The sequence below is a fragment of the Paenibacillus psychroresistens genome (genome assembly GCF_009728935.1).
In the GTDB taxonomy this organism is placed as follows: Bacteria; Bacillota; Bacilli; order Paenibacillales; family NBRC-103111; genus Paenibacillus_AC; species Paenibacillus_AC psychroresistens.
The window spans coordinates 7,882,305-7,899,176 of the sequence record NZ_CP034235.1; the positions used below are offsets into that span (position 1 = coordinate 7,882,305).

13 protein-coding genes are annotated in these 16,872 nt (G+C 40.8%); 4 read left to right on the forward strand and 9 right to left on the reverse strand.

What is annotated here, in order from left to right:
- Positions 1 to 19: 19 nt before the first annotated feature.
- From EHS13_RS35325 to EHS13_RS35345, 5 genes are all read right to left on the reverse strand, one after another.
- The gene (locus EHS13_RS35325; protein ID WP_193571467.1) at positions 20 to 937 is read right to left on the reverse strand and encodes a carbohydrate ABC transporter permease; all 918 of its coding nucleotides are present in this window, start codon (positions 935 to 937) and stop codon (positions 20 to 22) included.
- A gap of 31 nt (positions 938 to 968) precedes the next feature.
- Positions 969 to 1,907 carry an ABC transporter permease gene (locus tag EHS13_RS35330; RefSeq protein WP_155704922.1) on the reverse strand — a complete coding sequence of 313 codons (939 nt, stop codon included), beginning with the start codon at positions 1,905 to 1,907 and terminating at the stop codon, positions 969 to 971.
- A gap of 102 nt (positions 1,908 to 2,009) precedes the next feature.
- Positions 2,010 to 3,497, reverse strand: a complete 1,488-nt coding sequence (locus tag EHS13_RS35335) for an ABC transporter substrate-binding protein (RefSeq protein ID WP_155704924.1) — start codon at positions 3,495 to 3,497, stop codon at positions 2,010 to 2,012.
- 139 nt (positions 3,498 to 3,636) lie between these two features.
- On the reverse strand, positions 3,637 to 5,154 hold the full coding sequence (locus tag EHS13_RS35340; RefSeq protein ID WP_155704925.1) for a response regulator transcription factor: 1,518 nt from the start codon (positions 5,152 to 5,154) through the stop codon (positions 3,637 to 3,639).
- Positions 5,147 to 6,964, reverse strand: coding sequence for a sensor histidine kinase (locus EHS13_RS35345; RefSeq protein ID WP_155704928.1), 1,818 nt, complete (start codon positions 6,962 to 6,964; stop codon positions 5,147 to 5,149). Before EHS13_RS35345 ends, EHS13_RS35340 begins: the two co-directional genes overlap by 8 nt.
- Before the next feature lie 184 nt (positions 6,965 to 7,148).
- Between EHS13_RS35345 and EHS13_RS35350 the strand changes: the two genes are divergently transcribed.
- Positions 7,149 to 7,841, forward strand: a complete 693-nt coding sequence (locus tag EHS13_RS35350; protein WP_155705642.1) for an ABC transporter ATP-binding protein — start codon at positions 7,149 to 7,151, stop codon at positions 7,839 to 7,841.
- A gap of 11 nt (positions 7,842 to 7,852) precedes the next feature.
- Positions 7,853 to 9,094 (forward strand): ABC transporter permease, encoded by a 1,242-nt coding sequence (locus EHS13_RS35355; protein WP_162463411.1) that lies wholly within the window; start codon positions 7,853 to 7,855, stop codon positions 9,092 to 9,094.
- 17 nt (positions 9,095 to 9,111) lie between these two features.
- Here the strand turns inward: EHS13_RS35355 and EHS13_RS35360 are convergent, their stop codons facing one another.
- Complete coding sequence (locus EHS13_RS35360) at positions 9,112 to 10,245, reverse strand: S41 family peptidase (protein ID WP_162463412.1); 1,134 nt, start codon at positions 10,243 to 10,245, stop codon at positions 9,112 to 9,114.
- Positions 10,246 to 10,349: 104 nt separating this feature from the next.
- Between EHS13_RS35360 and EHS13_RS35365 the strand changes: the two genes are divergently transcribed.
- A complete protein-coding gene (locus tag EHS13_RS35365) occupies positions 10,350 to 11,834 on the forward strand; it encodes an IS1182 family transposase (protein ID WP_227013715.1) in 1,485 nt (494 codons plus the stop codon).
- 72 nt (positions 11,835 to 11,906) lie between these two features.
- Here the strand turns inward: EHS13_RS35365 and EHS13_RS35370 are convergent, their stop codons facing one another.
- A complete protein-coding gene (locus tag EHS13_RS35370) occupies positions 11,907 to 13,034 on the reverse strand; it encodes a tetratricopeptide repeat protein (RefSeq protein WP_155704933.1) in 1,128 nt (375 codons plus the stop codon).
- Positions 13,035 to 13,227: 193 nt separating this feature from the next.
- Positions 13,228 to 15,552 carry an O-antigen ligase family protein gene (locus EHS13_RS35375; protein ID WP_162463413.1) on the reverse strand — a complete coding sequence of 775 codons (2,325 nt, stop codon included), beginning with the start codon at positions 15,550 to 15,552 and terminating at the stop codon, positions 13,228 to 13,230.
- Positions 15,553 to 15,705: 153 nt separating this feature from the next.
- On the opposite strand from EHS13_RS35375, the gene EHS13_RS35380 reads away from it, so the two are divergent.
- Positions 15,706 to 15,999 (forward strand): Rieske (2Fe-2S) protein, encoded by a 294-nt coding sequence (locus EHS13_RS35380; protein WP_155704937.1) that lies wholly within the window; start codon positions 15,706 to 15,708, stop codon positions 15,997 to 15,999.
- Here the strand turns inward: EHS13_RS35380 and ypfJ are convergent.
- Complete coding sequence (ypfJ, locus tag EHS13_RS35385; protein ID WP_155704938.1) at positions 15,986 to 16,834, reverse strand: KPN_02809 family neutral zinc metallopeptidase; 849 nt, start codon at positions 16,832 to 16,834, stop codon at positions 15,986 to 15,988. The genes EHS13_RS35380 and ypfJ overlap by 14 nt on opposite strands.
- Positions 16,835 to 16,872 lie beyond the last annotated feature (38 nt).

Sequence of the window (16,872 nt, forward strand, 5' to 3'; positions counted from 1 at the left end):
GTCTTTCCTCCATAGATAGTTATTCTTTAACCGCACCAACCGTTAACCCCTGAATGAAGTAACGCTGAAAAAACGGATAAGCTAGCACGATCGGACCTGTAGCCAATACAACCATCGCCATCCGCGAGGTATCCTGAGGCATAGATTGCAGTACTCCCATCCCAATGGAAGGATTATTCGAATTCTGCAGAATAAACTGCATGCTGTTCTCAATTCGCATCAGCATGGATTGCAACGGCACCTTGGTAGGATCATCAATGTAAAGCAGCGCATTAAACCAATCATTCCAATAGCCCAGCGTACTGAATAAAGCAATCGTCGCCAGACCAGGCAGCGATAAAGGCAGAACAAGCTTGGTTAACACTTTAAATTCGCCTGCTCCGTCAATTTTTCCCGATTCAATAATGGCGTCAGGAACCATGGTTACAAAGAAGGTCCGCATGATCATTATATAAAAGGCATTGACCGCAAGTGGCAGAATTAGAGCCCATACCGAATCCTTCAAGCCTAAAAGCTGGGTAAGCACAATATAGGTCGGCACTAAGCCACCGTTGAATAACATCGTAAAAAAAGCAAAAAATGCAAAGAAATTGCGATACTTGAAGCTTTTTCTTGAAACGGCATAGGCAAAAAGAGCAGTCACAACTAAACTAATGACGGTTCCTACAACAGTGACAAATATCGTTATTCCGTAAGAGCGCAATAACTGGTCACCCGCTTTAAAAAGATAACGGTAAGCGTCAAAGCTCCATTTTTCAGGAATAACCCGATACCCATTTTCAGCTAATGTGGATTCATCCGTAAACGAAATGATCATTACAAACAAAAAAGGAAATACGCTAAGTATGGCAGCAACTCCCGCAACAACATTAAATATACCGCTCCAAACAGGATTTAATTGATTAAAATCACGATTTTTTATTGCTTTAGTGGACACAGTCACATCCCCTTTCTATGCGAAGCCTGAATTAGAACAAGGCATTATCTTTATTGAATCTGCGCACAACGTAGTTGGATACCATAACCAGAACAAAACCGATTAATGACTGGTATAATCCCGCTGCTGTACTCATCCCAATTTCTCCCGTTGATTTCAATCCTCTATAGACGTAAGTATCAATAACGTTGGTTACCGGGAATAACGTTCCCGAATTGCGCGGAACCTGATAGAACAGTCCAAAATCCGCATAAAAAATTCTGCCAATAGCAAGCAAGGTCAGGATAGTCATCAACGGCTTCAGGTTAGGCAGGGTAATGCTCCAAATCCGCTGCCATTTGCTGGCACCATCAATCATTGCCGCTTCATACAAGGACTTATCAATCCCCATAATGGCCGCTAAATAGATAACACTGCTGTAGCCGACTGACTTCCATAGATACACCAAAATCAGAATCAATGGCCAATAGGTCGGGTCCGAATACCACTGCACCACATCTATGCCCAGATAAGAAGCTATTTGATTAACCATACCTTTATCAAAGCTTAAAAAACTATAGAGAAAGTAACCTACAATGACCCAAGATAGAAAATAAGGAAGAAACATCCCTGTTTGATAAAGCTTTGCTAGCTTCTTATTGGAAATCTCCGAAAGCATGATGGCCAAGATTAAGGAAAATAACAGTCCTAAAACGATAAATGCTATGTTATAAAGCAGAGTATTCCGTGTAATAATATAAGCGTCCTCTGTACGAAATAAGAAAGTGAAATTTTGCAGCCCTACCCACTTGCTATCGATAATACTTGCCAAGAAACCATCTCTACCGACGCGATATTCCTTAAAAGCTATAATCATGCCTGCCATGGGAAGATAGGAAAACAGGACAAACCAGACTGTAGCTGGCATTACCATGATCAGAAATGCTTTATTCATATTCATGTCTTTGAGAAAGTGCCTTATACTCTTCATACTCTTTCACTCCTCAACCGGATAATCTACCACTTAAAAAAGATTGGGCGAATGGTTAGCATTCGCCCAATGACTCTATATATACTTTTGCGATTCTTTAATTTATTTCTGCGTTGCTCTCCAAGCATCAACTTGTGTTTGAGCTTCAGCCATAATCTTATCTAAACCAGCTGTTTTAAACTTTTCAATTGCTTGTGGCAGATATTTCTCAGGATCTACAGTTCCGGTCATCAACGCGGACCAGAATTCTTCTTTAACATTTGAAACGGCTGCAATCTCATTGACTACTTTAGACGTATCGAAGTTAAAGCCATACAAAGCTGCCGGCTTGCCAGCGGCGTTAAATTTCTTGAACACATCCCATTTATCTGCTGGATCACTTGCGTTCAGATCCGTAATCATAATGTTTCCTAATGAGAAGGTTGGCATGTCATAATTTTTGGCATCCGGCAAAGCTTCCATAACATTGGCGCTGACTTTCTTGTAATGCACGCCTTCAATTCCGGAATCAACCATATTCCGTAGAGTTGGATCTGTGTTAAGCAGGTTTAGGAAGTCCATTGCCTTTTCTGGATATTTCGAATTTGCGGAAATGGCTTGCAAGGAACCCATCACAGACCAGTTATAAATTAAAGACGGACTAGCTGGCGTCGAAACGACTGGATATTGCAAGCTGGCTGACCACAAATTATCAGCAAAAGGCTGCGTAGTCGCTTTGTCGATAAACCATTTTCCAGTTGATTGAACATCCGTTAGTGCATTTAGCGTAGCTGCTTCTGTTGGAAGGTAGCCTGCTTTGTAATATTTGTGCATGGTTTGCAGGGCTTGCTTCATTTCAGGTGTTTCTAGGATGTTGATTACTTTATAATCCGTTGTATCCAGCTTCACAGCCATCGGCATTTTTTCAATCACATAATCATAAGGGATATAAGGCATGAAGCTTTTATCTGCTGCTAGTGGATAGACATCTTTTTCATTCTCTTTAATTGTCTTGAGCAAAGGCTCTAGACTTTCGATGGAATTGACTTTTGTAATATCCAGCTTGTATTTATCAAGAAACTGTTTGTTGAAACGCCATACTTCTTGAGCGGGAAGCTCTTTATTAGTTGGCACGCCATAATTATGGCCATCCACCTTGGAGCCTTCTATGAATGCAGGATCAACTGCACTTAGAATACCTTGTCCGTTTGATTTAAGTAGATCATCGATTTGCAGGAATGCGCCTTTGCGTGCATTTTGCACATAATCAAATGCCCATGATGCGGAAAACATGATATCCATTGGCTCTCCTGCAGCGGTCATTACTTGCATTTTTTGCGCGTAATCGCCCCAGTCGAGCATCTTCATTTTGACAGTTACGCCGATTTTCTCTGCTGTATATTTACTTACTGCATCCATTACTTTATCTGTGTCCTTTTGTGGTGTTCCGATCGTGTACCAGATCAACTCAACTGGCTTCGCTGTCTCAGGCTTCGCACTCATACCGCCTTCTGCTGCTTCCTTAGTGCCTCCACCACAAGCGCTTAATACAACTGAAACGGTTAATAAAAGCGTAAGCAATAGAACCCAACTCTTTTTTGTCTTTTTCATGATAATGGATCTCCCCTTAATAAGTAGTTAGCCCTTGTCCTAAAGACTACCTTAACAGTACCTTATCCATAGAATTCCCAATAGGATAAAAACCTAAGATATCCTGTCCAAAATAAAGAAAAGAACCGCTGTTGTACACTCACAGCAGTCCTTTATAATCTGTGGGCGATATGCCTACGTATTTTTTAAATTGCTTGTAGAAATAACCCGTCTCCCAATAACCAACCTTACGGGCAATTTCATGGACCTTGAAATGAGTGGACTTCAGCATCTCTTTGGCCTGCTCAATCCGATATTTGTTGATATACTCCGCAAAGCTCTCGCTCGTTTCTTTGTGGAACAGCTGACCGAGATACACAGGGTGGATATTATATTTGCCGCTTAACGTTTTTAAAGATATTTCATCTGCATACAGCTCTTCAATATCCTTCAGCACCTGTTGGATCACCGGACTTTTCACATCGCGAATAAGCAAATCTACCGTTAACCCTGCCACTTCCTTAATTGCGCTTACCAGCTCATAAATCCCAAAAGCATTCATGACTTGCTCAAAGCCTTTTTCATATAAATCAGCTTGATCCCGATTGGTAATTTCCTTTAATTTAATTTTGAAGCGAATCATCATTTCAATTGCGATGCTTTGGATATAAGTCGGCGTCATGCCCTCGATCGTTTGAATTCTTTGAAAATCCTTATCGATGCGGGCAAAAAGCAGATATTTCTCCTTAGCAATAATTAACTTGGAATACTCGGGCCAATCTACAGGCAATCCGTGATGAATTCCTTGAACAATCGGGAGCTCCTGATAATCCATAATGGCTTTATCGCGGTAAATCAAGAAGTATTCCTGTGCCTTCTTTGCATGTGTGTAGCTTAAAGCTGCCTGCTCGGGCAAGCTTTCAATCGTACCTAGGGAATACCTCAGCGGCTCATGGTCGAGCAATTGCTCTTTTAATTTAAGCAGTTTGGCTGCAGCATCCTCATGCCCCTGGCTCATCTCGCTCAGCGTAAAAATAAGCACGATATCTCCATCCATATCACGAAAAGGAATAATCGATCTATCCTCCTCAGTCTCACTGACAACATAATCAAATAATCCAGGAATAAACCGCTCTGAACGGATAATCGCTACCAGAATATAGGGCTTATCAAAATCCAATTGCAGGAAATGGACACGCTCCATAAATTCATTTCCCGCAATCTGCCCCGTCATGAATCGGTACAGAATATTATCCTGAATGATGCGGCTATCATATTTATTCCAAGCATTCTCTACTTTATATTCATTTAGCTTTTCTATCGTATTAGCGAGTGTCGATTGGAGCTCAACCAGATTAATCGGCTTCAGCAGATAATTTTCAATCCCAAGCTTCATGCCTTCTTTAAGATAATTAAACTCATTATAGCCACTAAGAATAATCACCTTCAGTTCAGGACGCAGAGCTCTCGCAGCCGCAATAAGCTCTAAACCGTTCATGATCGGCATTGAAATATCCGTAATGAGGATATCAACTGGCTTAAGCTGCAAAGCGTCCAAGGCTTCCTTGCCATTCTCCGCATGCCCGACAATTTCTAGACCAAAGCTTGCCCAATCAATAATATCGTACAAGCCTTCAATGATGAACGGCTCATCTTCAACAATAAAAACTTTATACATGGTGATCGTCTCCCCCTTCCTTGAATGGAAACCATACTGTCACCGTAGTCCCTTTTCCCAGTTCGCTATCTATCTTAATCCCATGCCCAATCCCATAAAACAGCCTCAAGCGATCATTTACACTGCGTAAGCCAAACGCTTCCTCAGGCGAATCAAGCTCGATCAGCGATTGTTGGATCTCCAGCAGCTTATCCTGCGCAATCCCAATGCCATTATCAGCGAATTCAAAGCGCAGCAGATCATCCACTTGCTGGATCCGAATGACGATCCGATTATCCTCGCGTTGTGCTTGCAGGCCATGTACAATGTAATTTTCGATAATGGGCTGGAGTGACAATTTCATAATCTGCCGCTTGGCTAACCCCTTGTCCCACTCGATGACATAAGAAAGCTTATCCTTATAACGAATGCGGAAAAGCTCCAAGTACAGCCGGCAAACCTCAATTTCATCCTCAAGCGTATAAACGGATTTCTGTTCGTAGGAGTGTTTGAATAAAACCGATAAGCTGTAAATCATCTCCCCCACATCACCAGCCCCTTGCGAGATAGCTCTCATCCGGATAACTTCCAGCGTATTATATAAGAAGTGGGGATTCACTCTCGCTTGTAATGCCGATAATTCCGTATGCTTTTGCTTAATTTCCGCTTTATAGACCCGATCAATGTAGCGTGTTAATTCATCCAGCATCTCGTTAAAGCTACGCGATATTTGACCAAGCTCATCCTCTTGAAGATCATAAATGCGGGCATTTAAATCACCCTTCTCTACCTTCCCCATGAAACGAATGATTTTTTTAGTGCGCTTGGCAAAATTTATTACAAACAACGAGGGCAAGAGGATCGCAAAAAAGATACAGAGTGCGCTGATAAAGATAATTGTATTCCGCAGACTACGATAGGCCATGGCAATTTCACTTTTCGCAGCGACCCCAACCACCATGTAACCAGCCTTATTCTGGGTTAAAGTAGTCATATACGATGGCTTATCCAACGTGACTTCCTTGTATAATGAATTCGTCATTTTCATATAAGGGTAGACGGCTCCATAATACCTATCCGAAGAATCGAATAAAACATCACCATCATCAGCCAGCACCAAGATGGAGCCTTTTAAATCTTTATTATAGCTAACTAAAGCATCCTGAATACCTGAGGATTTATAATAAACGAACAGCTGGCCAATATTCTTCAAGGTCGCTTTATCGTTAATCGGACTACGAATCGAATAAAGCCGAGGATCCAACTGACCCATTGCTTTTCTCATCCAAAAGCTAGGTGAGGCGACACTATTAATTTCCATGGCAATAGCGTCCGGAACATAGGAACGCGACGCATTGGTTGAGATCAACGTAGTTCTATCAGGGGTGTTAACATACATAAATTGCTGATTAGCGCTGTATAGAATCATATCCTCAATACTTCGATCATCCTCCATTTTATTCCGAAAGTACTCAAGACCGTTCAAAGAGCTTTTTGCTTTACTCAGATCAAATTGATCGAGGTTGTTGCTGACATACTCTTGGAACGAATGCTGCAAAAAATACGAGACATTGTTTGCTAATATTTCATCCTTATAAACGTCCGTAACCATCGATTGCACAGCTTCATATTTATTAGTCAGATAATGATCCACGCTCTCCATCGCCTTCTTTTGCTTATCCAGCTCGCTGTTGACGATAGATTGGGACATGAAATCATACATCAAGTAGGAGAAGGCAATAATCGCAATAATGGTGAAGATCGAGAATAACAGAATCGTTTTCATGAATAGATTGTTCTTAAAATATTGTGTATAGACCCGCCTAATCATCCTAAGGGTATCCTCCCTGCTGCTTAATCATTTGATTATAAGGGACAATGTCAAGGTGCGCAAAGCAGGTTGAAATTACCATTGATGCTGCTGGATTGTCCGGCATTCTGCTCTCGACGATTTAATTGAACCATTATGCTATAATCAATTCACAAAGAATCGGAGAGGATTGAACCTTGTGGGAATGGTAACGGTTGGTATTGAACAAGCAGGCTATGAAGGACGCAAGGATGTCATTCGCGATATCCACTTTTCCATCAACCCGGGGGAATTAGTTGGTTTAATTGGACCCAATGGCGCAGGAAAAAGCACGACAATCAAGGCAGTTCTTGGCCTATTAGCGGATTTTACAGGGGAAGTAAATTTCGGTGGTTCGAAGAAAAATTACGCTTATATCCCGGAACAACCGATTTTATATGATAAATTAACCTTCTGGGAGCATCTAGAGCTGGCAGCGTCTGCTAATGAAATGGAACGAGCGGATTTTGAGTCGAAAGCGGAGCTTTTAGTTAAGCGATTTCGACTGCAAGAGGTTAAACACCATTTACCCTCTAGCTTTTCTAAAGGGATGCAGCAGAAAATTATGCTTATTCTCGGCTTTCTAGCTGAGCCTGACTTATACGTGGTCGATGAACCCTTTGTTGGCTTAGATCCGCGAGCGACAAAAGATTTGCTGTCATTATTAGAGGAAGAACGTAAACGTGGCGCTGCTGTTCTTATGTCCACACATGTACTCGATACCGCTGAGAAAATCTGTGATCGATTTATTCTACTAGATCAAGGCTCCATCGTGGCACAAGGAGATTTACAGCAAATTCAACAGCAATGCAAGCTTCCAAACGCCTCATTATTCGACTGCTTTCATTCATTGACTTAAGGAGACCTGCGATGCTTACCCCAGCAAAATTATTCTTAAAACGTCTGGCCGCACATGGGGCATTTCAATGGAGCGTTCTTCGTTTGGTCGTGGATTGGATCATTGCGCTGTATTTTATTGTGCCGGCATTTGTTATTCTTGGATTCCAATACCATTCTTGGTGGGACCATGCGCCTGTTTGGATTGAGAAAATACCCTATTACATTATCGTAATTATCCTCTATAGAATAGCTACAATGGGCACTGTCCGTTTATTCGTCGAAGAAGCGGATCAATTATTCCTGCTGCAGCATTCCAAATGGATCCCGCGACTTAAACGGCTAGGAATGGCCTATTCGTTTATCTTCCACTTGGTATTTAGCGCTGCAATAGTCGCTCTGCTAGCTCCACTGCTGGTCGTTCATTATCTATTAACACCAGGACAACTTATCATGCTATTTTTCTACATGGTGATATTCCGTAACCTGTCCGCTTTTATAAAGCACTTTCTTAGCTTGCGTTATTCAAGCTGGCGCTATTTGTTAGCCACCATTGGATTGCAGCTTGTTATGACCACTATTTTTGTTTATACCGTGCTTACTATGAAATTAGAGCTATTTCTTTGGAGCGGTGAGGTTCTAGTATTTGCCTTGCTTACCTATTTATCGATGAAATATCGGCTTCATCTTAAAGGCACATTTGCCCGGGATGTCGAGCACGAGCAAACACAACGTTTGAAATTCATTGCGCTCTTACTGAGACGAAACGTAACTAGAAAACCTAAAACCCAAAAAGTAAAACCCTTTTTCTTCTCTCAGTCTAACCTGATATTTAAACAACGAAACCCTGTTAACGGGCTCGTCGAGCTTTACCTTAAATCTTTTGTTCGCAGCGGAGTTCAGATGAGGCTTTATTTACAATTCCTTGCCGTCGGTATGGGCTTAATGGCACTACCCATTCTACCCAAAACAATTAAAATCGTCCTCTGGCTGGTACTTTCGATCTTTTTCTGCAACTGGCTAAAGGTTTATTGGTATGAGGTACTGGATTCGCCCTTTGTTCAAATGTTCTCGTGGAAGGATATCGATCGACAGAGCGCAGCACAGAAAGGAATCTTCTATGCGGTGTTGCCTGGTTATTCTTTAATCGGTCTGACACTTGGTATAACTTCTTTAACTTGGTCTGGGACTTTAAGCATTTTGTTATTCGGTGGGGCTATTGTTTATATGATGACCAACATTATAATTACGATGACTTTCAAAAAGCAGGCCTAGTCCATTGTGTAAACCACTTATTTAATCGGCTTTAAGAAACCTTCCAATTCATTGCCTTTCACGTAAATATCAGGTGTTATATGAGCATTCATAATATTCTTTTCTTTGACATTCCAGTAGTGATTCACCACGAACACCATGATCTTGCTTTTCTTATCTTCAAAAACCTGCTGGCCTACGCCTTTGCCAAACGTGTTTCTCCCTATAACGGTTACGTTGCTTAGATATGTTTTTAAACCCAAGGTTAACAATTCAGCTGCACTAGCCGTATGTTCGTCAACCAAAATATAGATCTTATTAAACTTGATCTGCGAGGCGTCGGAATAATAGCTGTCTGTGTAACCATCTGCGTAGATTAACGTGCTAGTTACGTACTTGGGAAGCAGCGCATCCAGCATGTTATTCGAGGTTACTGTTAGACCTCCAGAATTGCCTCGTAAATCAATGATCAGTGTTTTCTGCTCTGTATCGGGGATATTATCCAGTAATTCAACTAATTTATCGTCTGTGTTGCGATTAAAGTCATTGATTTGCAGATAAACCTTATTTCCATCTAGCTTGTAGCTTATATCCTGATTAGTGGAGGCCGTAGCAAAGTCATAATCCTCGCCGTATAGCACAAACGTAAAGATATCATTCTTCTGTTTCGCACCATTAATAACCTCTGCAATTTCACGATTTGTAATTTCTGGTTTTTTCAAAGCCGCTAGCTTATTATCTAAATCAGCCATGCCGTCTTTATATAAATAGTTGTCGCTAAAAAATTGGCTGATCTGTTCACCAAGCGGCTTTTTCCGCTCTTGCAGGGCCTCTTTGACATATAACGCTGTGCTATTCTCTGAATACATCTTCAAACTCTTAATACTATACTCTTCGGCGTGCACATAATCTTCAAGCGCTAAATAAGCGTAAGCCATGCTGGACAGTGCATCATCATCCTCGGCATTAATCTCCACAGCCTTTTTAAAATAATCGATGGCTTCCTGATAGTTGCCTAGCTCCGAGCTGCATTTGCCGATAAACCAAACAATATCTGCTGAACCTGCAAATTTCTGCTCAGAAGCTTTACCGAATTCGATACATTTTTGATCTCGTTTTCCATTATAGAGAGCCTTGAGTTTTTTGAGAAAAGTATCCTCATTAGAGAGCACTGCAAAACGAATACAATATTTGTAAAATGGAATCCAGTACCGTATAGGTGCTGGGTTTTCTGCATTTTGGTATAATAAAAGAAAAAAAGAAAGAGTGAGAAAGCATGCTACACTCTGCCAAACAAATAACCGCCTCATTTCATGCGGAATTATATAAACTCATACCCGAAAGCCATTTACTTCGTAAGATTCATGAAGTTGTGGATTTTTCGTTTGTCCATGAACTTGTGCGATGCTCCTATTGCGAATATTATGGAAGACCCGCAAATGAACCTGAATTGTTGTTTCGTCTCTTGTTTCTGCAGATTCTCTATGGATTATCTGACGAAAGGATGATACAAGATGCTCAAGTGAATCTAGCTTACAAATGGTTCATAGGGTTGAACCCCGAGGAAGCCCTTCCAGATGCCTCGCAGCTTTCTCGGTTTCGCAATCATCGTTTAGGCGCAAGTCAAATTGACGAATTGTTGAAGGTAATAGTAAAACAATGTATTGAAAAAGGATTGATTAAATCCAAGGCGTTAATCTTGGATTCTACGCATTCTCTAGCAGCGAGTCAAAAGCAAAGAGCCTTAGATGTTTTGCGAGATGTGGCGAAGCGACTCTTACGAACCGTCGTTAAAAAACATCCCAAGCTCGAAAAAAAATTACCTAGACAACCCGAGCTTAAAAAGGATCAAGCTGATGCTGAAAAGGTGATGCTGCATTATTTGGCTCAGCTCGGTGAATCGGTCGAAATATTACTCCCTGATCATGAGGGTGCTATTTCAGAGAAATTACAGATCGCGAAGCAAATTGTTGAAGATGAACGTCTACTTGCAAACAAAGGGATTATGTCCGCCATTGACCCAGAAGCGCGATTCGGATGGAAGAGCAACACAAAATCTTTTTTTGGTTACAAGAACCATATTGCAATGACTGAAGAGGAAATTATTACAGCCGTTGAAGTGACGGGTGGCAGTAGTGATGATGGAAAGCAATTACCGAATTTGCTCAAACAATCTTTAGAATTGGGCTTGGAAGTGAAAGAAATCCTCGGAGATACCGCTTATTCTGGAAAAGATAATTTATCTAAATTGAAAGCACACGAAATCCAAGCCATTATTCCTCTAAACCCAATCGTACATAATGGAGGTTTGAAGCAAGAAGGGTTTGAGTATAACAAAGATGCGGACTTCGTTCTTTGTCCGGCTGGAGAACACAGTATTCGAAAAGCGCTTCAGGGAAGTAAAACGTCTGGAAACAGCCGGTCGTTGGTATTCTACTTTAATGTAGAAAAGTGCAAGACATGCCCACTCCGAGAAGGGTGTTACAAACCTGAATCCAAGAGTAAGACGTATTCGATTCGAATCATTGCCGAGCAATTTAAGGATCACATGGCATTCGAGAAGAGTGAGTCATTTAAAAAACGAATGAAACGGCGACCAATTATTGAACACAAAAATGCCGAATTAAAAAGACATCATGGGCTGGCCAAGGCGAAATACCGTGGTCTCTTTCGCATGCGAATGCAAACACTCCTCACGATATTTGTAGTAAACGTCAAGCGAATGATAAAGCTAATGGACAAAATGCAGCCAACCTCTTGAAGAGGATAGCTGCATTTTTTGGATAGAATCTCAGTTTTCTTGTATAAATTTAATTCCATACTTCTAAAAAAGCTAAATACGTGCTTTTTGCAGTGCTCTCTCATTAGTTGGGTTTAATTCAATCGATTTATCGAGATATTCTAAAGCCTCCATGTATTGAGTATTGTTGACATAGGCACTTCCCATAGCGGAATAAATATCTGCTGATTTACTATCAATTTGAATTGCTTTATTAAAAGTTGCTTTAGCGTTATCGAAATCTCCTAATTTACTATAGTTATATAGCACCCACGTATATAATTCCATATGATCCGTATGCTTTTTTAATAGATCATTAAAGAGATCCAGTGAAAGATTATAATACCCATAGTTATAGTGAAGCTGGCCTAGCTTGATCTGGGCTTCTAGATTATGCGGGAACATTTTGCTAGTTTCTTCATCAAACTTCTTAATGTCCTCGTACTGTCCTGACTTTTCGAGAATCGTTGCTTTTAACAGATAGGCATCATACTTATCCAAATTATTCGCAATCACAGTATCCGCATACGCTAAAGCTTCCTGCTTTTGTTCAAGCTGCAGCAGAGTGGAAACTTTATAATCGGCAGCTTCCAAATCATTAGGTTTAGCTCTTAAATAAATATTAAATTCTTTTAGCGCTACATTATATTTTTGATTATTGTAATTGACCGCTCCTCTGCCATAATAGGCACTGTCACAATCTTTATTCAATTTTATTGCTAAATCATAATACACTAGGGCTTCATCCCCGCGGCTTAAGCCATACAAAGCATTGCCTTTATTGACGTATTCCGCATCTGTATTGGGCAGGATTAAGAGAGCCTTTTCTATATACTTCAAGCTTTCCTCATGTTTTCCCAGCTCGTTATAAGCCCAGCTTAAATTATTAAAGGGGGTATCCAGATGCCCCGTTGATTTCTTCTCTTCAGTCAGATCTCTTAAACTAGGGTCGACCTGATAAACGTTATCTAAAGCTTTCTTGAAATAAACGATCGCTTCTTCAGGCTTATCCTGATCCATTAGCTTATAGCCCAAATCGTTATTCTTCGTAACCTCATTTACCTGTGAGTTGTTCTTCTTCTGTCCGGGGATGCCATCATTCATAATTCCGGTACAACCATATAACAAACACGCGCAAACTAAGCATGCAAAAACCATCAAGTTTCTACTATTCTTCTTCAATATATTCCCTCATTTTACCCATCTAAGTGAGCTCTTTGCCTTTAAATGCGACTTTAGAACCACTTTCCTGATAATACCATTTCTATGTATGAAAGAATACTATTTTCCAATTTAACGATTGGCTGCCAAGCTTAATAGCAGACTTATGCAGCACAATCGTCGAATAAAAATCAATTTACTTCTTTACTCCGGCTTACTCATTCTTGTCATAAGCATTGATTTGATCCATAGCTGCTTGCATAGTTTCAGTAACTTTGAAATCACTGCCTTGGCCCTGCCCTTTGGGTAATGTCAGCAAATGCTTGGTTTTTTCTTGGACGAGCGCATAAATTTGCTTAGCTTCCGTGAAATATTTATCTTTTAATGCTATATCATTATCTTTAAGCGCCTGATCCCCATACTTTAAATCGAAACTTAAAAGTCGCTCATAGAAGCTCTCGCGGGATTTTTCCGGAGTGGGACCTATTATCTGCGTATCCCATGGAAAATGCTGAGTCGCCAAAAGCAATACATCATGCATTTTTGCTGTTTGCTGCTTTAATTCATATAACTGATACTCAAAATCCAGCCCTTGGCGGTTGAATGGCTCTTTGCGCCTTAAATCCTGGTTAAACTTAACCGCTTGGTCATAAAAGGATTCATCCTTGGTTTGATCGTAGCCTTGCAGCATCAAATTAGTTTTGAGATTTAAAAAATCTGGATGATTGGGCTTTTTAGCTAGCGCACTATCTAGAGCCGCTGTTATTTCCTCGTAAGGTTTATTTTGGGTAATGGCAAAATTAGCTTTTTTATAAGCACGATCCGCACTTAAGGCCATGGAAGCAATGATCAGAATAAATACCCCAATCAAGGTAACTACTCCCGGATATATCCAGCGCATAGGCTTGATTAGCCCCGTACGACGCCACTGAATATCTCTAAATGGTATTGAAGCTACCATCCCGCCAAAGCATAAGAATACAATGCATGCCAAGTAGACATAGCTAATATCGAAGTCTAATAAACTATGTACCATTATAGACAAACTTACGATATAAAAGACCAATCTAGGGTCAGTGTCATCTGAGCCTTTATTGAAATATTGTCTAAAATATAAAAAGTATAAGAAACCAAGAAAACCAACCAAAGCTATAAATCCGATAATACCAACCTCTACCAAATATTGCAGTGGGAAATTATGAGCTTGTCTGCTGGTATAAGGATTGTTTTGATATTTCTCATACAGCGTTGCCCAACCGCCTCCACCCGAACCAAATGGATAATGTTCAACTACCTTAAGCGCATCCTTATAAAAGGTTCCTCTTTCCAAAACACTGTGCTGCTGAAAATTAATCGTTTCCACTCGAACACGTAAAGACTCTGGCAAGAGTTTGGTTACTCCAGTATCACTCACTATTAATATTACGCTGATCACTCCAAGGACAACTAAGCCTACAGGGAAGAGAACTGTTAAATTCTTATGAGCCCTTCTATTGTTGAGCTTTCTTAGAATAAAAGGAATAACATAGTAATGAATAAGGGAAGCAATAACGGCCATTATACAAGAAACCAGCACAAGTCTGCTCCAACCAGGCCATGAAGTATGACTGAAAACCGAATACTTATTAGTCGCATGTCCTGTTTCATACAGCTGCGCATTACTCGTATTAATGGGTGTAGCAATGTCTATAAGCTTGCCTGTCAAACTAACTCCTAGGATTATCGAAATAATGAGATATAGCGACATTTGCAGCTGGCGAAGGAAGGAAACGAAAGGTAAAATAAGCACGAAAATAACCGGCAGCAATACATAAGCGCCACGAGATTGTGTCAGCCAGAATGAGCTCATAATTGGAACCAGCATCATACTGTGGGCCATAACCCAATACCATTTGCGACTGGAGACTACCAAATACAAGCTCGCAAAGAAAATAGCCAATAAAAAAGCAGCATAGGCATTGGCATACTGAAATATGGAGGTTATCCTCAGCCCTTGATCGAACATAACCGCATTATAATAGAATGCATTTCCAAACATATTCATATACCCATAAAGCACAATATAGTATCCTGCAAGTACAATCGCGAGCTGGATAATTGTTGAGCCAAGCTTGCCTTGAGTAAGATAACTGCCAAATAAAAAGAATATAGCATACAAGCTGCTTATTAAAACCATGTTGCTTGCAAGCTGCTGTGAAGCCGCTGGAATCAATGATAACAAATAGAATAACGGAATCGTCCAAACGGCGACACTTAAAACATCTCGCCAGTTACGTAAACGCCATTTGTTCCATAGTGAGACAGATAGAACCAATAAGAAAATGGAACTCCATATAATCGCTCCATAAATGCGCCCTTCATATGTTTCCGTATATCCGTTGAATAACCCTGGACCAGTTTTATAGCTAAACGGAGCCGTAAACAAGAACAAAATAATAAAAATAATACTAGCCCAGAAAACCAAAGACTCTTTTTCTTTTAAAAATTGGCCTTCAATTAGAGGGCTTTTAAGACTTTTTTCTTGTGCAGCTGCTTTCATTTGAAAACCCCTTCTCATTTGATGCCTTTATCATAGCATAAATGGAATAATAAGGGTAAATTTCGCCATGAATCGACAAAAAAAGAGAGATAGTTTCTCTCCCTGATTTGAAGTATAATCGAGCTAACTTTCTATAATACAAGGAGATTAATTATGACAGATATTCTGATCGGACCGATTGAACACTATGCTAAATTCCCTGCTGAGATTTATATCGATCGTAAACCTTTTTATCTAATGGAAGAAGGCGAGGGCTATACCTTAATGTCGCGTATTTGCCCTCATGCGGGTGATACCGTGGATCTCGAGGATGGCGGTTTAGTCTGCCCCATGCATGGTTGGACCTTCGAGCTTCATACTGGACGCTGCCAGCACATTCCGAGTCTAAAGCTTACAAGCTATGAAGTCCATCTGCAAGAAGGCAATCTTATCGTCAAGATGCCTTAAGCTGAAAGGTATCTCCACCCTCTATGGTTCCTGTTTTGAAGCCTTTCGAGAACCATTCTTTTCTTTGCGTGGATGTCCCGTGTGTGAAGCTCTCTGGTACAACATACCCTTGAGCTTTTTTCTGGATGCTGTCATCCCCGACAGCACTCGCTGCAGTTAATGCTTCTTCAAGATCACCCGCTTCTAAATAACCCAATCCCTGTGCATGATTGGCCCAAACGCCTGCTAGATAATCAGCCTGCAATTCAAACCTAACCAGATATTCATTGAACTCTGTTTCACTCATTTTCTGTTGAAGCGGCATGATTTCATCCGTAGTGCCTAGAAGAGTTTGGACATGGTGACCCACTTCATGGGCAATCACATAAGCCATGGCAAAATCGCCCGGAGCCTGAAATTGCTGACGGAGTTCATCATAAAAGCTCAAGTCAATGTATAGCTTCTGATCACCAGGACAATAGAACGGCCCTACGGAAGCCCCGGCTTCTCCACAGGCGGACTGAACACTATCCGTATACAGAACCAATGTAGGGTCTTCATAAGTTAAACCCTGCTGTGTGAAAATATCATTCCAAACATCCTCTGTATCCGCTAATACAACGGACACGAATTCCGCAAGCTCCTGTTCTTCTGCGGTTTGTTCATAAGGGATTGTCGTATCTGATCCTGTACCGGTAACACTATTCAGCAGATCTGCTGGATTTCCGCCGCTAAGCAGCGTTACAATAATCACTATAATTATGCCGCCTAAACCGCCGCCTACAAGCTTTGACCCGCCACCTCTGCCCCTGCGATCTTCAACATTTGCGCTCGCTCTTCTGCCTCTCCATTGCATATAAAGGCCTCCCTCGATTAATTTATATAAAATGTATA

Bases quoted from the DNA above. Each gene is read 5' to 3' on its own strand.
- EHS13_RS35355 (WP_162463411.1), top strand. From the start codon at position 7,853: ATGCTTACCCCAGCAAAATTATTCTTAAAACGTCTGGCCGCACATGGG.
- EHS13_RS35375 (WP_162463413.1), bottom strand. From the start codon at position 15,552: ATGAAAGCAGCTGCACAAGAAAAAAGTCTTAAAAGCCCTCTAATTGAA.
- EHS13_RS35365 (WP_227013715.1), top strand. From the start codon at position 10,350: ATGCTACACTCTGCCAAACAAATAACCGCCTCATTTCATGCGGAATTA.
- EHS13_RS35380 (WP_155704937.1), top strand. From the start codon at position 15,706: ATGACAGATATTCTGATCGGACCGATTGAACACTATGCTAAATTCCCT.
- EHS13_RS35350 (WP_155705642.1), top strand. From the start codon at position 7,149: ATGGTAACGGTTGGTATTGAACAAGCAGGCTATGAAGGACGCAAGGAT.
- ypfJ (WP_155704938.1), bottom strand. From the start codon at position 16,834: ATGCAATGGAGAGGCAGAAGAGCGAGCGCAAATGTTGAAGATCGCAGG.
- EHS13_RS35340 (WP_155704925.1), bottom strand. From the start codon at position 5,154: ATGTATAAAGTTTTTATTGTTGAAGATGAGCCGTTCATCATTGAAGGC.
- EHS13_RS35330 (WP_155704922.1), bottom strand. From the start codon at position 1,907: ATGAAGAGTATAAGGCACTTTCTCAAAGACATGAATATGAATAAAGCA.
- EHS13_RS35345 (WP_155704928.1), bottom strand. From the start codon at position 6,964: ATGATTAGGCGGGTCTATACACAATATTTTAAGAACAATCTATTCATG.
- EHS13_RS35335 (WP_155704924.1), bottom strand. From the start codon at position 3,497: ATGAAAAAGACAAAAAAGAGTTGGGTTCTATTGCTTACGCTTTTATTA.